Genomic DNA, 17,423 nt, shown 5'->3' on the forward strand with positions numbered 1-17,423 from the left:
ACGCCCGGTTACATTTCGAACCCGGAAGCTAAGCCTTTCAGCGCCGATGGTACTGCAGGGGGGACCCTGTGGGAGAGTAGGACGCCGCCGAACAACCCGCCCTTTTAGCTCAGTCGGTAGAGCGTCTCCATGGTAAGGAGAAGGTCAACGGTTCGATTCCGTTAAAGGGCTCCAACAAAGAAGGCCCCCGCCATTGGCGGGGGCCTTTTTGCGTTCCAGGAGGTTCCCGTCTCCCCCTGTCAAGCCCCGAATCTTCGGGTCGTGACCAGGGCCGGCGTTCGGGGCGCAATGGGACTCATGAACATCGAACGGATACGACACCTCGTCCACGCCGCCACGACGGACCTGTCCGCAGAGGGCGCCTCTCCGTCGGACCCCCGGCCCGCCGCGGGCTCCGCTCAGGATGCCGTCGATGGCGTCGCCCGGGGCAGCGAGCCCGGGTCCTGGGAGATGGCGACCCCGTCGTTCATGATCGTGTCGCTGCTGCCCCGGAAGTAGGAGCCGCGAGGGGGTGACGGCGTGCTCAGTCGCCCTCGTGCGGCTGGGGGACGCGGAGGGCGAGGATGGCCATGTCGTCCGAGGCCGGCTCCGCGGCGAAGCGTTCCACCGCGCGCAGCACGCGGGCCGCGACCGCGCCGGCGGTGAGGCCGGTACAGGTGGTGAGGACCTCGGTGAGGCCGTCGTCGCCCAGCATCCTGGTGCCCTCCCGGCGTTCGGTGACGCCGTCGGTGACACAGAGCAGGACGTCTCCCGGGTCCAGCGTGAGGGTCTGCTCGTAGAGGTCCAGGTCCTCGATCACGCCCAGCAGGGGCTGGGGATCCGCGGCCGGCACGACCTCGCCGTTCGGGCGCAGCCGGAGCGGGAGCGGGTGGCCCGCGCAGACGACCTTCATCAGGGCGCTGCCGTCGGGCTGCGGGTGCAGTTCGCCGTAGAGCAGGGTGAGGAAGCGGCTGCGGGCGCCCTCGTCGAGGATGGCCGCGTTGAGGCGCTCCAGGACGGCCGGGCCGCCGAGGCCCTCGCGGGCCAGCAGGCGCAGCGCGTGCCGGGCGAGGCCGGTGACCGCCGCCGCCTCCGGGCCCGTACCGCACACGTCGCCGATGGCGAAGCCGTACACCCCGGTGCGGATCGGGAAGACGTCGTAGAAGTCGCCGCCGACCTCGTTGCCCTCGCCGGCGGCGCGGTAGATGACCTCGACCTCCATGCCGGGGATGGCCGGTGAGCCGGGCGGCAGCAGGCTGCGCTGGAGGGAGCGGCTGATCGCGGTGCGCTCGGAGTACAGCCGGGCGTTGTCCAGGGCGAGGGCGGCCCGGCGGGAGAGGTCCTCGGCGAGTTCGAGGATCTCGTGGCGGAAGTGGTCCTCGCTGGGCTTGCCCAGGGTGAGCAGGCCGATGACCCGGTTGCGGGCCCGCAGGGGCAGTACGACGGTCTCGCCGCCGACCGCGACGGAGGCCTCGGGCCAGACGCACGCACCGGATTCGGGGAGGGCCTCGGGCGGGGTGACGCGGGACAGCAGGACCTTGAGGTCGTCGATGCGCTCCTCGTCCTCGTGCAGGACGAAGGACAGGAACGGGTCCGAGGACTGGTCGGCGATGGTGTAGACGGCGCACCACGTGGCCAGGGTCGGGACGGTCATCTGGGCCATCAGGGCCAGGGTCTGGTCCCGGTCGAGGGTGCCCGCGAGCAGGTCGGAGGCTTCGACGAGGAAGGAGAGCGAGCCGCGGCGCAGCCGTTCCAGCTCGCCGAGGCGGGCGGATTCGACGGCCAGGGCGATCCGGTCGGCCGCGAACTGGAGGCGCAGGGCGTCCTCGTTGGAGTAGCGGTCCGGGCCTTCGGCGGCGATGCCGAGGGAGCCGGTCAGGCGGCCCTCGACCTTGAGCGGGACGGTGACCGCGGAGCGCATGCCGGTGGATTCGAGCAGCGGGACGGCGCCGGGAACGGCGGCGAGGTCGTCGTGGACCGCGGGCATCCGGGCCGAGCCGTACCGGTTGGTGCCGGCCTCCACGGGGACGCGGGCGAAGCGCTGGCGGGTCGAGGGCAGCCCCGTGGTCGCCCGTACCTCCAGCTCGGTCTCGTCGTCGGTGGCCAGCAGGAGGAAGGCGGAGTCGGCGTCCAGGAGATCGCGGGCGCGTTCCACGGTGCGCTGGAGCAGGCCGTCGAGGTCGTCTGGGGCGGGGGAGCCGATGAAGATCTCGAAGGGGTCGGCGGGGCGGGGCTCGCTGAGGGCGGCGCCGTCGGCCGGGACCCTGGCGGGGGTCTGGAGCAGCGCGCGCTCGTCGTCGTGGACGAGCAGGCAGACGATCGAGGGCTCGCCGTGGGCGTCCCGGACGCGCAGGTGGGAGGCGTAGACGGGGATGACCCGGCCGTCGGCGCCGCGGATGCCGTAGCTGCCCTCCCAGCGGGACAGGCGCAGGGCCTCGGCGATGCCGGTGCCGGTGCCGGGGGTCTGCGGCCAGGCGGCCAGCTCGGCGAGGGGGCGGCCGATGGCCTTCTCGGCGGGGTGGCCGAAGATGTGCTCGGCGTCCTCGTTCCAGGCGGTGACCTGGTCCGTCGCGTCGATCTGGACGACGGCGACCCGTACGCGGCTGTCGGCGAGCGGGAGCAGCTGGTCGGGGACGACCGGGCCCGCGGAGCGGGTACCGACCGGACGGTCCGGCAGGTCGAGGCGGAACCACACGTGCTTGTGGGTGGCGGTGTACTCGACGCCCCAGCGGGTGGCGAGGGCCGCGCACAGCATCAGGCCGCGGCCGCTCTCGCGGTCCGGGTCGGCGTAGGGCCGCTCCCCGGGGTACTCCAGCGGCAGGGCGCGCTCCGGATAGCGGTCGGCGACCTCGACCCGGACGCCGTCCTCGGTGCGCAGGCACAGGACCTCGGCGCGGGTTCCGGCGTGCACCACGGCGTTGGTGACCAGCTCGCTGGTGAGCACCACCGCGTCGTCGACGATGTCCGAGAAGCCCCAGCCCTGGAGGGCGTCGCGGACGAAGGCGCGGGCGGCGGCGACCGAGCGCCCTAGGGGGTCGAAGCTGGCAGCGGCCCGTGCCGTGATCACAAGTCTCCTCCGACGCGGTTGGACATCGGGGCCCAGGTTACTTACCTTCGCGGGCGGCGCGGTGCGGTCGTCGGGTATTCCCCCCACAGGGTGTGGACCGTGTGCGAAGGTGCCGAAGTGTTATGGCCTGGTTCGGCGGGGGTGAAACACTGGGCAGGCTTGGAGAGCCGGGTCGCGTGGAGTCAGGACCCGGTGGTGCGGTCGACCCTTTCGGGAGGGACACGGTGGAGTCTGGCGTAGCGACGCGCAGGACAGGTGCGCGTGCGAAGGGCGGACGGTCCCGGCGGGGGAGTACGACCGAGGTCGACACGGCGGCGTTGAACCGCCTGCTCACGGCCTTGGTGTCGATGCGGGACGGGAACTTCCGCAAGCGGCTGACGGTGTCCGGCGACGGTGTGATGGCGGAGATCGCCGCCGTCTACAACGAGGTCGCCGACCGGAACCTCCACCTGACCGGTGAGCTGTCGCGGGTCCGGCGGATGGTCGGGCGCGAGGGGAAGCTGAGCGAGCGGCTGGAGACGGGGGCCTGCGAGGGCTCCTGGGCGGCCGCGATCGACGCCTCGAACCAGCTGGTGGACGACCTGGCGCGGCCGGTCTCCGAGGTGGGCCGGGTGCTCTCGGCGGTCGCCGACGGTGACCTGGACCAGCGGATGGACCTGCGGACGCAGGCGGCCGAGGGCACCGGGCACCCGCTGCGCGGCGAGTTCCTCAAGATCGGCCGGACGGTCAACAACCTGGTCGACCAGCTGTCGGCGTTCACCGACGAGGTGACCCGGGTGGCGCTGGAGGTCGGCACCGAGGGCAAGCTCGGCGGCCAGGCCCAGGTGCGCGGTATGTCCGGTTCCTGGAAGGACCTGACCGACTCCGTCAACACCATGGCGTACCGGCTCACCGCCCAGGTGCGCGACATCGCGCTCGTCACGACGGCGGTGGCGAAGGGCGACCTGTCGCGCAAGGTCACCGTGCACGTGGCCGGCGAGATGCTCCAGCTGAAGAACACCGTGAACACGATGGTGGACCAGCTGTCGTCCTTCTCCTCCGAGGTGACGCGCGTCGCCCGCGAGGTGGGGACCGAGGGCGAGCTGGGCGGCCAGGCGCAGGTGCCCGGGGTCGCGGGCGTGTGGAAGGACCTGACGGACTCGGTCAACACCATGGCGGGCAACCTGACCGCCCAGGTGCGCGGGATCGCCCAGGTCACGACCGCGGTGGCCAACGGCGACCTGTCGCAGAAGGTGACGGTGAGCGCGCGCGGCGAGGTGGCGCAGCTCGCCGAAACGATCAACCAGATGACCGAGACGCTGCGGACCTTCGCGGACGAGGTCACCCGGGTGGCGAGCGAGGTCGGCGCCAAGGGCCTGCTCGGCGGGCAGGCGCAGGTGCCCGGTGCGGCGGGGACGTGGAAGGACCTCACCGATTCGGTGAACACGGTCTTCCGCAACCTCACCACGCAGGTGCGCGACATCGCGCAGGTGACGACGGCGGTCGCGAACGGCGACCTGTCGCAGAAGGTCACGGTGAACGTGGCCGGCGAGATGCTGGAGCTGAAGAACACCGTCAACACGATGGTCGACCAGCTCCAGTCCTTCGGCTCCGAGGTGACGCGGGTGGCCCGCGAGGTCGGCGTCGAGGGCGAGCTGGGCGGGCAGGCGCAGGTGCCGGGTGCGGCGGGGACGTGGAAGGACCTCACCGATTCGGTGAACACCGCCTTCCGCAACCTCACCGGCCAGGTCCGCAACATCGCGCAGGTGACGACGGCGGTGGCCAACGGCGACCTGTCGCAGAAGGTCACCGTGGACGTCTCCGGCGAGATGCTCCAGCTGAAGAACACCGTGAACACGATGGTGGACCAGCTGTCGTCCTTCGCCGACCAGGTCACGCGGATGGCCCGGGACGTGGGCACGGAGGGCCGCCTCGGCGGTCAGGCCCGGGTGGAGGGGGTGTCCGGAACCTGGAAGGAGCTGACCGACTCGGTCAACTTCATGGCCGGGAACCTGACGTCCCAGGTGCGCCAGATCGCCCAGGTGACGACGGCGGTGGCGCGCGGTGACCTGTCGCAGAAGATCGACGTGGACGCCCGGGGCGAGATCCTGGAGCTGAAGAACACCATCAACACGATGGTCGACCAGCTCTCCGCCTTCGCGGAGCAGGTGACCCGGGTGGCCCGGGACGTGGGTACGGAGGGCCGCCTCGGCGGTCAGGCGCAGGTGCCCGGCGTGGCCGGCGTGTGGCGCGACCTGACCGACTCGGTGAACGGCATGGCCGGGAACCTGACCTCGCAGGTGCGCAACATCGCGCAGGTGGCCACGGCGGTGGCGCGCGGTGACCTGTCGCAGAAGATCGACGTGGACGCCCGGGGCGAGATCCTGGAGCTGAAGAACACCCTCAACACCATGGTCGACCAGCTCTCGAACTTCGCGGAGCAGGTCACCCGGGTGGCCCGCGAGGTCGGTACCGAGGGGATCCTGGGCGGTCAGGCCGAGGTGAAGGGGGTCTCCGGCACCTGGAAGGACCTCACCCAGTCGGTCAACTTCATGGCGAACAACCTGACCTCGCAGGTCCGCAACATCGCCGAGGTGACCACGGCGGTCGCGATGGGCGACCTGTCGAAGAAGATCACGGTCGATGCCAAGGGTGAGATCCTGGAGCTGGTGACGACCGTCAACACGATGGTCGACCAGCTGTCCTCCTTCGCCGAGCAGGTGACGCGGGTGGCGCGCGAGGTGGGCTCCGAGGGCATCCTCGGCGGCCAGGCCCGGGTGCGCGGGGTGACCGGCATCTGGAAGGACCTCACCGACAACGTCAACCTGATGGCCAACAACCTGACGTCGCAGGTGCGCAACATCTCGCAGGTCTCGGCGGCGGTCGCCAACGGCGATCTGACGAAGAAGGTCACGGTCGAGGCGCGCGGCGAGGTCGCGCAGCTCGCGGACACGGTCAACACCATGGTCAAGACGCTGTCGTCCTTCGCCGACGAGGTGACCCGGGTGGCCCGCGAGGTGGGCACCGAGGGTCGCCTCGGCGGTCAGGCGCACGTGCCCGGGGTCTCGGGGACCTGGAAGGACCTCACCGATTCGGTGAACTTCATGGCCTCCAACCTCACCGGTCAGGTGCGCCAGATCGCCATGGTCACGACCGCCATCGCCAAGGGCGACCTGACCAAGAAGATCGACATCGACGCCCGGGGCGAGATCCTGGAGCTGAAGACCACCATCAACACGATGGTCGACCAGCTGTCCTCCTTCGCGGACCAGGTGACCCGGGTGGCCCGTGAGGTGGGCACCGAGGGGATCCTGGGCGGTCAGGCCCGCGTCCGGGACGTCGACGGCACCTGGCGGGACCTGACGGAATCCGTGAACGAGATGGCGGGGAACCTCACCCGGCAGGTGCGCGCCATCGCGGCGGTGGCCACCGCGGTGACCCGCGGCGACCTGAACCTCAAGATCGACGTGGACGCGGCGGGCGAGATCCAGGTCCTCCAGGACAACATCAACACGATGATCGCCAACCTGCGCGACACCACCTTGGCCAACAAGGAACAGGACTGGCTGAAGGGCAACCTGGCGCGGATCTCGGCCCTCATGCAGGGCCGCCGCGAGCTGGACGACGTGGCCTCGCTGATCATGAGCGAGCTGACCCCGGTGGTCTCCGCGCAGCACGGCGCCTTCTTCCTCGCCCTGCCGTCCGGCGCGGCCACCGAGCTGGGCGCCGACGGCGGTCAGGACGGCCCGTACGAGCTGCGGATGCGCGGCAGTTACGCCTACGCGGGCGGCTCGATGCCGACGTCCTTCCGGCCGGGGGAGGGGTTGATCGGGACCGTCGCCGAGGAGAAGCGGACGATCCTGGTGGAGAACACCCCGCCCGGCTACCTGAAGATCTCCTCGGGGCTGGGCGAAGCGCCGCCCGCGCACGTCATCGTGCTGCCCGTGCTGTTCGAGGGGAACCTGCTCGGCGTCATCGAGCTGGCGTCCTTCCAGCCGTTCACGCAGATCCAGAAGGACTTCCTCAGCCAGATCGCCGAGATGATCGGTACGAGCGTGAACACGATCAGCGTCAACTCCAAGACGGAGATGCTGCTCAAGCAGTCGCAGGAGATGACCGAGCAACTGCGCGAGCGCTCGGACGAGTTGGAGAACCGGCAGAAGGCGCTCCAGGCCGCCAACGCGGAACTGGAGGAGAAGGCCGAGCTGTTGGCCCAGCAGAACCGGGACATCGAGGTGAAGAACACCGAGATCGAGGAGGCCCGGCAGGTCCTGGAGGAGCGCGCCGAGCAGCTCGCGGTCTCGATGCGCTACAAGTCGGAGTTCCTGGCGAACATGTCGCACGAGCTGCGCACCCCGCTCAACTCGCTGCTGATCCTGGCCAAGCTGCTCGCGGACAACGCGGACGAGAACCTCTCGCCCAAGCAGGTGGAGTTCGCCGAGACCATCCACGGGGCGGGTTCGGACCTGCTCCAGCTGATCAACGACATCCTGGACCTGTCGAAGGTCGAGGCGGGCAAGATGGACGTCTCGCCGACGCGGATCGCGCTGGTCCAGCTCGTGGACTACGTGGAGGCCACCTTCCGGCCGCTGACCGCGGAGAAGGGCCTGGACTTCTCGGTGCGGGTCTCGCCGGAGCTGCCGGCCACCTTGCACACGGACGAGCAGCGACTGTTGCAGGTGCTGCGCAACCTGCTGTCGAACGCGGTGAAGTTCACCGACGGCGGCGCGGTGGAGCTGGTGATCCGGCCCGCCGGGGCGGACGTGCCGCAGGCGATCCGGGAGCAGTTGCTGGAGGCCGGTTCGCTGCGCGAGGCGGACGGGGACCTGATCGCCTTCTCGGTGACCGACACGGGGATCGGGATCGCGGCCAGCAAGATGCTGGTGATCTTCGAGGCGTTCAAGCAGGCGGACGGCACGACGAGCCGCAAGTACGGCGGCACCGGGCTCGGGCTCTCCATCAGCCGGGAGATCGCCCGGCTGTTGGGCGGCGAGATCCACGCGGCCAGCGAGCCGGGGCGCGGCTCCACCTTCACGCTGTACCTGCCCCTGCACCCGAGCGAACTGCCGCCGCAGGGGTACGCGCAGCCCGCGCCCGGTGGCCGCGGGGACCTCTACCGCCGGGCCGCCGAGGTGGCCCCGGTGCTGCCGGTGCCGGTTTCGCCGCCCGCGGCGCCGATGGCCGCGGCGGCGGCGCCCGTGCGGCCCCCCGCGGCGCTGCCCGTGGGCGCGCCGGGGGGCGTCGCGCAGGCCGGGGGGCAGGGGCACGGCGGGGTGACGCTCTTCCGGCGCCGCCGCAAGGCGATGGGCGAGCCGGGCGCGCAGAACGGCGCGCAGGGGTACGAGGACGACTGGGGTGGCGCGGAGGACGACCTTCCGGTCGTGCCCCGGACGTACGACTTCCACGGCGAGAAGGTGCTCATCGTCGACGACGACGTCCGCAACGTCTTCGCCCTGACCAGCGTGCTGGAGCAGCACGGACTGGCGGTGCTGTACGCGGAGAACGGGCGCGAGGGCATCGAAGTGCTGGAGCAGCACGACGACGTGACGGTCGTTCTGATGGACATCATGATGCCGGAGATGGACGGCTACGCGACGACGTCGGCGATCCGGCGGATGCCGCAGTTCGCGGGGCTGCCGATCATCGCGCTGACGGCGAAGGCGATGAAGGGCGACCGGGAGAAGGCGATCGACTCCGGGGCTTCCGACTATGTCACCAAGCCCGTCGATCCCGACTTCCTGTTGTCGGTGATGGAGCAGTGGATGCGCGGAAAGTGATCAACGGAGCGGCGAAGAGATACCAATTGCTGACTCAGTGTGTCCACATCGGTGTGGGAGGGCGATATACGGGGAACCTTCTGCTCCCCCACACCGTTTCTGCTTCGTGCACAGTGACATCTTGGTGACAGGGTGTGGCGATCTCGGGACTGGGGCTACGATGACCGGCACAAGGACGGACGGCGCACGGAAGCCGCCCGCAGGGGCGGGACCCGGGCCGAGCGCTGTGGCCAGGAGCCGGGGAGGCCCCATGCCGGGGCGAGGAGGACAGGGCATGGTGCAGAAGGCCAAGATCCTCCTGGTCGACGACCGGCCGGAGAATCTGCTGGCGCTGGAGGCCATCCTCTCCGCGCTCGATCAGACACTGGTCAGGGCGTCGTCGGGGGAGGAAGCGCTCAAGGCGCTGCTGACGGACGATTTCGCGGTCATCCTGCTGGACGTGCAGATGCCCGGGATGGACGGTTTCGAGACCGCCGCGCACATCAAGCGGCGGGAGCGGACCCGGGACATCCCGATCATCTTCCTCACCGCGATCAACCACGGTCCGCACCACACGTTCCGCGGCTACGCCGCCGGCGCGGTGGACTACATCTCCAAGCCCTTCGACCCGTGGGTGCTGCGGGCCAAGGTCTCGGTCTTCGTCGAGCTGTACACGAAGAACTGCCAGCTGCGGGAGCAGGCTTCGCTGCTGCGGCTCCAGCTGGAGGGCGGCGGGTCCAGCGGTGTCGAGGGCAAGGAGACGGCGGGCCTGCTGGCCGAGCTGTCCGCCCGGCTCGCGGCGGTCGAGGAGCAGGCCGAGGCGCTCACCAAGCAGCTCGGCGAGGAAGCGGCCGATCCGGCGGTGGTCGCGACCGCGGCCCATCTGGAGCGGAAACTGACCGGTTTGCGGCGGGCCCTGGACGCGCTGGAGCCGGGCACCGGCGGCGGCCAGCCGATGCTTCCCGCGCAGGCCTGAGCGAGCGGCCCGCCCGGTCCCCTGCGCGGGGCCGGGCATTGAGGGCGCGTCAGCTCCGGGCGTACGTCAAATGACGCACCGGAGTTCCGACACGAACGGGTGAAGGGGTGGGCACGCGTGTCCACCGGCACGCGCACCGGTAACCTCGGGCCCATGGCCTCACGTACGTCCGGCAAGGGTTCCCAGAGCGCCGCGGGTGCCGCGAAGGCCCGCACCGGCCGTACGACGGCGCCGGCGAAGAAGGCTGCGCAGCCCGCGGGCAAGCCGCCCGCGAAGAAGGCCGCGGGCGCCAAGCGCGCCCCGGTCCGCAAGGTCGCGCCCAAACCCGCACCGTCCCCGACCGGGGGCGTGGTGCGGTTGGTGCGCGCCCTGTGGCTCGGCCTCGCGCACGCCGTCGGCGCGGTCTTCCGCGGCATGGGCCGCGGGGCGAAGAACCTCGACCCCGCCCACCGCAAGGACGGCGTCGGGCTGCTCCTGCTCGCCCTCGCGCTGATCGTCGCCGCCGGAACCTGGTCGAATCTGAGCGGTCCCGTCGGGGATCTGGTCACGATGCTGATCACCGGGGCCTTCGGGCGGCTCGACCTGCTGGTGCCGATCCTGCTCGGGGTCATGGCGGTGCGCTTCATCCGCCACCCCGAGCAGAGCGACGCCAACGGCCGGATCGGCATCGGGCTGACCGCCCTGGTCATCGGCGTCCTCGGCCTGGTCCACATCGCCTGCGGCGCGCCCGGCCGGGACGAGGGCACCACCGCCATGCAGAACGCGGGCGGCCTGATCGGCTGGGGCGCCTCCAAGCCGCTGATCTTCACCATGGGAGCGCCGCTGGCGGTGCCGCTGCTGGTGCTGCTCACCGTCTTCGGGCTGCTGGTGGTCACCGCGACCCCCGTCAACGCCATCCCGCAGCGGCTGCGCCGCCTGGGGATCCGGCTCGGCGTGATCGCGCCCAACGAGTACGACCGGGCGTACGCCGAGCAGGAGGGCGAGCGTCACGACCCCGAGCGCTGGCGGGCCAACGGGCAGGGCGCCCCCGCGCCGGACCCGACCACCCCCGCGGACTCGGCGGAGGAGGAGGCGCTCGCCGCCCGCCGGCGCCGGCCCCGGCGGGCGCCGGGGCGCCCCGCCATGGACCGCGAGATGGACGCGGTGGACGTCGCCGCGGCCGCGGCGGCGGCCCTGGACGGGGCGGTGTACGGCGGCATGCCGCCCTCCCCGCTGGTCGCCGACCTGACCCACGGGGTCACGCCCGCGCACGAGGGCGCCGAGGTCACCGCGCCGGTGCCCACCGCGCGGGAGGAGCGCGGCGAGCAGCGGGCCGCGGCGCCGGCGGCCCCGTCCAGCCCGACCACCTCGTCGCTCCCGCCCGCCCCCGCGGCCCCGCCCGCCCCCGCCGCCCCGCCGGTCCCGGCGGCGGCCGGCCCGGTCGGCGTGCCCGATCTGACCAAGACCCCGCCGCAGACCCAGGCGCTGCCGCCGCGCGCCGAGCAGCTCCAGCTGCGCGGGGACATCACGTACTCGCTGCCCTCGCTCGACCTGCTGGAGCGCGGCGGCCCCGGAAAGACCCGCAGCGCCGCGAACGACGCGGTGGTCGCCTCGCTGAGCAACGTCTTCATGGAGTTCAAGGTCGACGCGAAGGTCACCGGCTTCACCCGGGGGCCGACGGTGACCCGCTACGAGGTGGAGCTGGGCCCGGCGGTCAAGGTCGAGCGCATCACGGCGCTGGCCAAGAACATCGCCTACGCCGTGGCCTCGCCCGACGTGCGGATCATCAGCCCGATCCCGGGCAAGTCGGCGGTCGGCATCGAGATCCCGAACACCGACCGCGAGATGGTCAACCTCGGCGACGTCCTGCGCCTGGCGGACGCGGCGGAGGACGACCACCCGATGCTCGTCGCGCTCGGAAAGGACGTCGAGGGCGGCTACGTCATGGCCAACCTCGCGAAGATGCCGCACGTGCTGGTCGCCGGCGCCACCGGCTCCGGAAAGTCCTCCTGCATCAACTGCCTGATCACCTCGGTGATGGTGCGGGCGACCCCCGAGGACGTCCGGATGGTGCTGGTCGACCCCAAGCGGGTCGAGCTGACGGCCTACGAGGGCATCCCGCACCTGATCACGCCGATCATCACCAACCCGAAGCGGGCCGCCGAGGCCCTCCAGTGGGTCGTGCGCGAGATGGACCTGCGCTACGACGACCTGGCCGCCTTCGGCTACCGGCACATCGACGACTTCAACAAGGCCATCCGCGACGGCAAGATCAAACTGCCTCCGGGCAGCGAGCGGGAGCTGAGCCCCTACCCGTACCTGCTGGTGATCGTCGACGAGCTCGCCGACCTGATGATGGTCGCCCCGCGCGACGTGGAGGACTCGATCGTCCGCATCACCCAGCTGGCCCGCGCGGCCGGCATCCACCTGGTGCTGGCGACCCAGCGCCCGTCGGTGGACGTGGTGACCGGCCTGATCAAGGCGAACGTGCCCTCGCGGCTCGCCTTCGCGACCTCCTCGCTCGCGGACAGCCGGGTCATCCTCGACCAGCCCGGCGCCGAGAAGCTCATCGGAAAGGGTGACGGGCTGTTCCTGCCGATGGGGGCGAACAAGCCCACCCGGCTCCAGGGCGCCTTCGTCACCGAGGAGGAGATCCAGGGGATCGTCCAGCACTGCAAGGACCAGATGGCGCCGGTCTTCCGGGACGACGTCACGGTCGGGCAGAAGCAGAAGAAGGAGATCGACGAGGAGATCGGCGACGACCTCGACCTGCTGTGCCAGGCCGCCGAACTGGTCGTCACCACGCAGTTCGGCTCCACCTCCATGCTCCAGCGCAAGCTCCGGGTGGGCTTCGCCAAGGCCGGGCGGTTGATGGACCTCATGGAATCGCGCGGCATCGTCGGGCCCAGCGAGGGCTCCAAGGCGCGCGACGTGATGCTCAAAGCGGACGAGTTGGACGGGGTCCTCGCGGTCATCCGGGGAGAGACCGGACCGTGACCCGGTCGTAAAGAATCCCGGGGCAACCGTTTCCCTTGGTCGCTCGTCAAGTTGAGGAAAGGGGTGGCGCCGCGCGCCCGCGGGCCGTGGATCCGCACGGACGCGGCGGGTGAGCACCAATGCCATTCGGATGGCGTACGGAGGTCACCCTCCGGTTGCTCCACCCTTTCGTCACCCCCCTAGACTGGACATCCAGCAGGTGGCTACACGCTCGAAAGGCGCCCCCGTGTCCATCGGCAACTCCAAGTCCCCCGAAGATGACCGGCCTTCGACCGACGACGTGATCGTCGAGCGGCCCGCCGCCGGTCCGTCCATCGGGACGGCCCTCCAGCAGGCCCGGATCGCCGCCGGGCTCACCGTCGATGAGGTCAGTTCCACCACCCGCGTGCGCATCCCGATCGTGCACGCGATCGAGCAGGACGACTTCACGCGCTGCGGCGGCGACGTCTACGCCCGCGGCCACATCCGTACGCTCGCCCGCGCCGTGCACCTCGATCCCGAACCCCTGGTCGAGAGCTACGACGCCGCCCACGGGGGTCGCCCGGCGCCGACCCCCGCCGCCCCGATGTTCGAGGCCGAACGGATCCGTCCGGAGCGGCAGCGGCCCAACTGGACCGCCGCCATGGTCGCGGCGATCGTCGCCGTGATCGGATTCGTCGGCTTCACCGCCCTCAAGGGCGGCGACGACGACACCAAGCGGCCGGTGGCGGAAGGTTCCGCCTCCCCGCAGCCCGCACCCAAGCAGCCCGGCGCCAAGCCGGCCAAACCGGCCGCGCCCCCGCAGACCCCGCAGGCACCCAAGCCCGAGCCCTCGGACAGCGCCATCGCGGCCGCCCCGAAGGACCTGGTCACGGTCGTCCTGACGGCCAGCACCGGCGAGAGCTGGATCTCCGCGAAGGACCACAGCGGTCGCCTGCTCTTCGACGGAACCCTCCAGCCGGGTGACACCAAGACCTTCACCGACAAGCAGTCCATCGATCTCGTGCTCGGCGACGCCGGGGCCGTCCAGCTCTTCGTGAACGGCAAGGAGATCAAGGGCAGCTTCGAATCGGGCCAGGTCGAGCGCCTCACCTACACCAAGGACGATCAGCGCCAGGGCCCCGCGCAGGCGGGCTGACCGGCCGTTCCACCCCCTCCCGGCGGACCCCGGGGCGTGCACGCGCGCCCCGGGGTTCTCGCCGTCCGGGGCGCTGCGGCGGACGGGGGCGGGGGCCGGTGCCGAGACAAAGTAGTCTTGAGTCCATGCCCGAACGCCGTACCGTCGCCCTTGTCACTCTTGGCTGCGCCCGTAACGAGGTGGACTCGGAGGAGCTCGCAGGCCGCTTGGCGGCGGATGGCTGGGAGCTCGTCGAGGACGCCGCCGATGCGGACGTAGCCGTCGTCAACACCTGTGGCTTCGTCGAAGCCGCCAAGAAGGACTCCGTAGACGCCCTCCTGGAAGCCAACGATCTCAAGGATCACGGCAAGACCCAGGCCGTCGTCGCCGTCGGCTGTATGGCCGAGCGCTACGGCAAGGAACTCGCCGAAGCGCTCCCCGAAGCCGACGGAGTCCTCGGTTTCGACGACTACGCCGACATCTCCGACCGCCTCCAGACGATCCTCAACGGGGGCATCCACGCCTCCCACACCCCGCGCGACCGGCGCAAGCTGCTGCCGATCAGCCCGGCCGCCCGCCAGGAGGCCGAGGTCGCCCTGCCCGGCCACGCGCAGGAGCCGGTCGCCGAGGCGCCCTCGGACCTGCCCGACGGCCTCGCGCCCGCCTCCGGGCCGCGCGCGCCCCTGCGCCGCCGCCTGGGCAACAGCCCCGTCGCCTCCGTCAAGCTCGCGTCCGGCTGCGACCGGCGCTGCTCCTTCTGCGCCATCCCGTCCTTCCGCGGCTCCTTCATCTCGCGCCGTCCCAGTGACGTGCTCGGCGAGACGCGCTGGCTCGCGGAGCAGGGCGTCAAGGAGATCATGCTGGTCTCCGAGAACAACACCTCGTACGGCAAGGACCTGGGCGACATCCGCCTGCTGGAGACCCTGCTGCCCGAGCTGGCCGAGGTGGACGGCATCGAGCGCGTCCGCGTGAGCTACCTCCAGCCCGCCGAGATGCGGCCCGGCCTGATCGACGTACTGACCTCGACCCCCAAGGTCGTGCCGTACTTCGACCTGTCCTTCCAGCACTCCGCCCCGGACGTGCTGCGCTCCATGCGCCGCTTCGGTGACACCGACCGGTTCCTGGAACTGCTCGACACCATCCGCGGCAAGGCGCCCACCGCCGGCGTGCGGTCCAACTTCATCGTCGGCTTCCCCGGCGAGAAGGAATCGGACTTCGCCGAGCTGGAGCGTTTCCTCACCCACGCCCGCCTCGACGCCATCGGCGTCTTCGGCTACTCGGACGAGGACGGCACCGAGGCCGTCACCTACGAGAACAAGCTGGACGAGGACACCATCGCCGAGCGGCTCGCGCACATGCAGCGGCTCGCCGAGGAGCTGACCTCGCAGCGCGCGGAGGAGCGGATCGGGGAGACCCTGGAGGTACTCGTCGAGACGGTCGTCGCGGTCGACGGCGGGTACGACGAGGACGGTGACGCCGCGGGTGCCTACGGGCGCGCCGCGCACCAGGCGCCCGAGACCGACGGCCAGGTCGTCTTCACGGACGGCGCCGGTCTGGTCCCGGGGCGCATCGTCACGGCCAAGGTGGTCGGCACGCTGGGCGTGGACCTGGTGGCCGAGCCCCTCGGAGCCGACTTCGGGGATCTTGAGGAGGCGGCCGGATGACCGGAGTCCCCGCACCCGCGGCGGGCGGGACAGGCCGTCGGCCCGCGCCCGGCGCGAAGCTGGGGGCCGCGGCCGTCAACCAGGCCAGCCTGTGGAACATCGCCAACATCCTGACGATGATCCGGCTCGTGCTCGTGCCGGGATTCGTCCTGCTGCTGCTCGCCGACGGGGGCTACGACCCCGTCTGGCGGGCGTTGGCGTGGGCGGCGTTCGCCGTCGCCATGATCACCGACATCTTCGACGGGCACCTGGCCCGGACCTACAACCTGGTCACCGATTTCGGGAAGATCGCCGACCCCATCGCCGACAAGGCGATCATGGGGTCGGCTTTGGTGTGTCTGTCCTGGCTCGGCGACCTGCCCTGGTGGGTCACCGGGGTGATCCTGGGCCGGGAGCTGGGGATCACGCTCCTGCGGTTCTGGGTGATCCGCTACGGGGTGATCCCAGCGAGCCGGGGCGGGAAGATGAAGACCCTCGCCCAGGGCACGGCGGTCGGCATGTACGTGCTGGCGCTGACCGGGCCGCTGGCGACCTTGAGGTTCTGGGTCATGGCGGTGGCCGTACTTCTCACAGTCGTCACGGGTTTGGACTACATCCGCCAGGCCGTCGTGCTGCGCCGGGCGGGCATCGCCGCGGAGCGGGCCGCGAGGTGACGCACGGGACGACGGAGTCCGAACGGTCACCCGAGGGCCGCGCCGCGGCCGCGTACGTCCTGGACCTGCTCGCGGAGAGTGACCAGACGGTCGCCGTCGCGGAGTCCCTCACGGGCGGACTGGTCGCCGCCGAGCTGACGTCGATCCCCGGGGCCTCGCGGTCCTTCCGCGGCTCGGTCACGGCGTACGCGACGGAGGTCAAGCAGCGGGTGCTCGGCGTCGACGCGGCGCTCCTGGAGGCACACGGAGCGGTGAACGCGCAGGTCGCGGAGGAGATGGCGGCCGGAGTGCGGCGCGTGTTGGACGCTTCGTGGGGCGTTTCGACCACCGGGGTGGCCGGTCCGGAGCCGCAGGACGGGCAGCCCGTGGGGACGGTTTTCATCGCCGTCGCGGGACCTGCGGGCAGGAAATCGGCCCGGCTGCGGTTGAACGGCTCGCGCGCGGAAATCCGTAGGGAGAGTGTACGGACAGTGCTCGAACTTCTCTCGAGCGAACTCCGCGAGAATCTGCGAAGGCAGGACACGGAACGGAACGGGGGGATTTGATGTTTGCAGCCCTGAGTGAACACGACATCGCTCCCCGCACGGCCGCCGCGCGAGGCGGTACGGTGGGGCGTGAAGGTTACGGCTACACGGTCAGAGGAGGGAGCCACCGATGATTCTGCTCCGTCGCCTGCTGGGTGACGTGCTGCGTCGGCAGCGCCAGCGCCAGGGCCGTACTCTGCGCGAAGTCTCCTCGTCCGCCCGAGTTTCGCTCGGCTATCTCTCCGAGGTGGAGCGGGGGCAGAAGGAGGCATCCTCCGAGCTGCTCTCCGCGATCTGCGACGCGTTGGACGTACGGATGTCCGAGCTGATGCGCGAAGTGAGCGACGAACTGTCGCTCGCCGAACTCGCGCAGTCGGCCGCGAGCGAACCGGTCCCGGTACCGGTGCGCCCGATGCTCAATTCGGTCTCCGTGGCCTCGGTCACGGGTGGACCGCCGGAGCGGGTGACCATCAAGTCGCCCGTGGAAGCGGTGAATGTCGTCGCCGCTTGATCGCAAGAGCGTGAGTGTGACCGGAGCCCCGGTCGGCGTGTGAAAGCGCCGGCCGGGGCTCCCGGTCGCTCCGGACCGTCGCGGGGGGGGGGGGGGGGGGGGGCGGGGGGGGGGGGGGGTGGGGGGGGGGGGGGGAGGGGGGGGGGGGGGGGGGGGGGAAGGGTGGGGGGGGGGGGGGGGGAGAAAACACCCCCCCCCCCCCCCCCCCTTCTCTGTGGGGGAAGGGTGGAGGAAAAGCCCTC

At 71.1% G+C, this 17,423-nt stretch carries 10 protein-coding genes, 1 tRNA gene and 1 rRNA gene; 11 read left to right on the forward strand and 1 reads right to left on the reverse strand.

Going from position 1 to position 17,423, the window contains the following annotated elements:
• The 3 genes from rrf to ACZ4UB_RS22195 all read left to right on the forward strand — a co-directional run.
• Positions 1 to 93 (forward strand): 5S ribosomal RNA (gene rrf / locus ACZ4UB_RS22185); the annotation flags it as partial.
• 5 nt (positions 94 to 98) lie between these two features.
• Positions 99 to 174 (forward strand) — tRNA-Thr (locus ACZ4UB_RS22190).
• 123 nt (positions 175 to 297) lie between these two features.
• Complete coding sequence (locus tag ACZ4UB_RS22195) at positions 298 to 498, forward strand: hypothetical protein (protein ID WP_468072464.1); 201 nt, start codon at positions 298 to 300, stop codon at positions 496 to 498.
• A gap of 25 nt (positions 499 to 523) precedes the next feature.
• Here the strand turns inward: ACZ4UB_RS22195 and ACZ4UB_RS22200 are convergent, their stop codons facing one another.
• Positions 524 to 3,082, reverse strand: coding sequence for a SpoIIE family protein phosphatase (locus ACZ4UB_RS22200; protein WP_468072645.1), 2,559 nt, complete (start codon positions 3,080 to 3,082; stop codon positions 524 to 526).
• 188 nt (positions 3,083 to 3,270) lie between these two features.
• Between ACZ4UB_RS22200 and ACZ4UB_RS22205 the strand changes: the two genes are divergently transcribed.
• The 8 genes from ACZ4UB_RS22205 to ACZ4UB_RS22240 all read left to right on the forward strand — a co-directional run bounded on the left by ACZ4UB_RS22205 (position 3,271) and on the right by ACZ4UB_RS22240 (position 17,181).
• Positions 3,271 to 8,802: a hybrid sensor histidine kinase/response regulator gene (locus ACZ4UB_RS22205; RefSeq protein ID WP_468072465.1), complete on the forward strand. Its 5,532-nt coding sequence runs from the start codon at positions 3,271 to 3,273 to the stop codon at positions 8,800 to 8,802.
• Between the two features lie 274 nt (positions 8,803 to 9,076).
• Complete coding sequence (locus ACZ4UB_RS22210) at positions 9,077 to 9,757, forward strand: response regulator (RefSeq protein WP_354381335.1); 681 nt, start codon at positions 9,077 to 9,079, stop codon at positions 9,755 to 9,757.
• A 153-nt stretch (positions 9,758 to 9,910) separates the two neighbouring features.
• Entirely contained in the window at positions 9,911 to 12,733 is a 2,823-nt protein-coding gene (locus ACZ4UB_RS22215; protein ID WP_468072467.1) for a DNA translocase FtsK, read from the forward strand.
• Between the two features lie 226 nt (positions 12,734 to 12,959).
• Entirely contained in the window at positions 12,960 to 13,850 is an 891-nt protein-coding gene (locus tag ACZ4UB_RS22220) for a helix-turn-helix domain-containing protein (protein WP_468072469.1), read from the forward strand.
• Between the two features lie 125 nt (positions 13,851 to 13,975).
• Positions 13,976 to 15,493: a 30S ribosomal protein S12 methylthiotransferase RimO gene (gene rimO, locus ACZ4UB_RS22225; protein ID WP_468072471.1), complete on the forward strand. Its 1,518-nt coding sequence runs from the start codon at positions 13,976 to 13,978 to the stop codon at positions 15,491 to 15,493.
• The gene (gene pgsA, locus ACZ4UB_RS22230; protein ID WP_354381339.1) at positions 15,490 to 16,146 is read left to right on the forward strand and encodes a CDP-diacylglycerol--glycerol-3-phosphate 3-phosphatidyltransferase; all 657 of its coding nucleotides are present in this window, start codon (positions 15,490 to 15,492) and stop codon (positions 16,144 to 16,146) included. Before rimO ends, pgsA begins: the two co-directional genes overlap by 4 nt.
• On the forward strand, positions 16,143 to 16,691 hold the full coding sequence (locus ACZ4UB_RS22235; protein WP_468072473.1) for a CinA family protein: 549 nt from the start codon (positions 16,143 to 16,145) through the stop codon (positions 16,689 to 16,691). Before pgsA ends, ACZ4UB_RS22235 begins: the two co-directional genes overlap by 4 nt.
• A 109-nt stretch (positions 16,692 to 16,800) precedes the next feature.
• Positions 16,801 to 17,181: a helix-turn-helix domain-containing protein gene (locus ACZ4UB_RS22240; RefSeq protein ID WP_354381340.1), complete on the forward strand. Its 381-nt coding sequence runs from the start codon at positions 16,801 to 16,803 to the stop codon at positions 17,179 to 17,181.
• The last annotated feature ends 242 nt before the right edge of the window (positions 17,182 to 17,423 follow it).

It is taken from the genome of Streptomyces sp. NPDC028419 (assembly GCF_055565515.1).

Bases quoted from the DNA above. Each gene is read 5' to 3' on its own strand.
- ACZ4UB_RS22195 (WP_468072464.1), top strand. From the start codon at position 298: ATGAACATCGAACGGATACGACACCTCGTCCACGCCGCCACGACGGAC.
- ACZ4UB_RS22210 (WP_354381335.1), top strand. From the start codon at position 9,077: ATGGTGCAGAAGGCCAAGATCCTCCTGGTCGACGACCGGCCGGAGAAT.
- ACZ4UB_RS22215 (WP_468072467.1), top strand. From the start codon at position 9,911: ATGGCCTCACGTACGTCCGGCAAGGGTTCCCAGAGCGCCGCGGGTGCC.
- rimO (WP_468072471.1), top strand. From the start codon at position 13,976: ATGCCCGAACGCCGTACCGTCGCCCTTGTCACTCTTGGCTGCGCCCGT.
- pgsA (WP_354381339.1), top strand. From the start codon at position 15,490: ATGACCGGAGTCCCCGCACCCGCGGCGGGCGGGACAGGCCGTCGGCCC.
- ACZ4UB_RS22240 (WP_354381340.1), top strand. From the start codon at position 16,801: ATGATTCTGCTCCGTCGCCTGCTGGGTGACGTGCTGCGTCGGCAGCGC.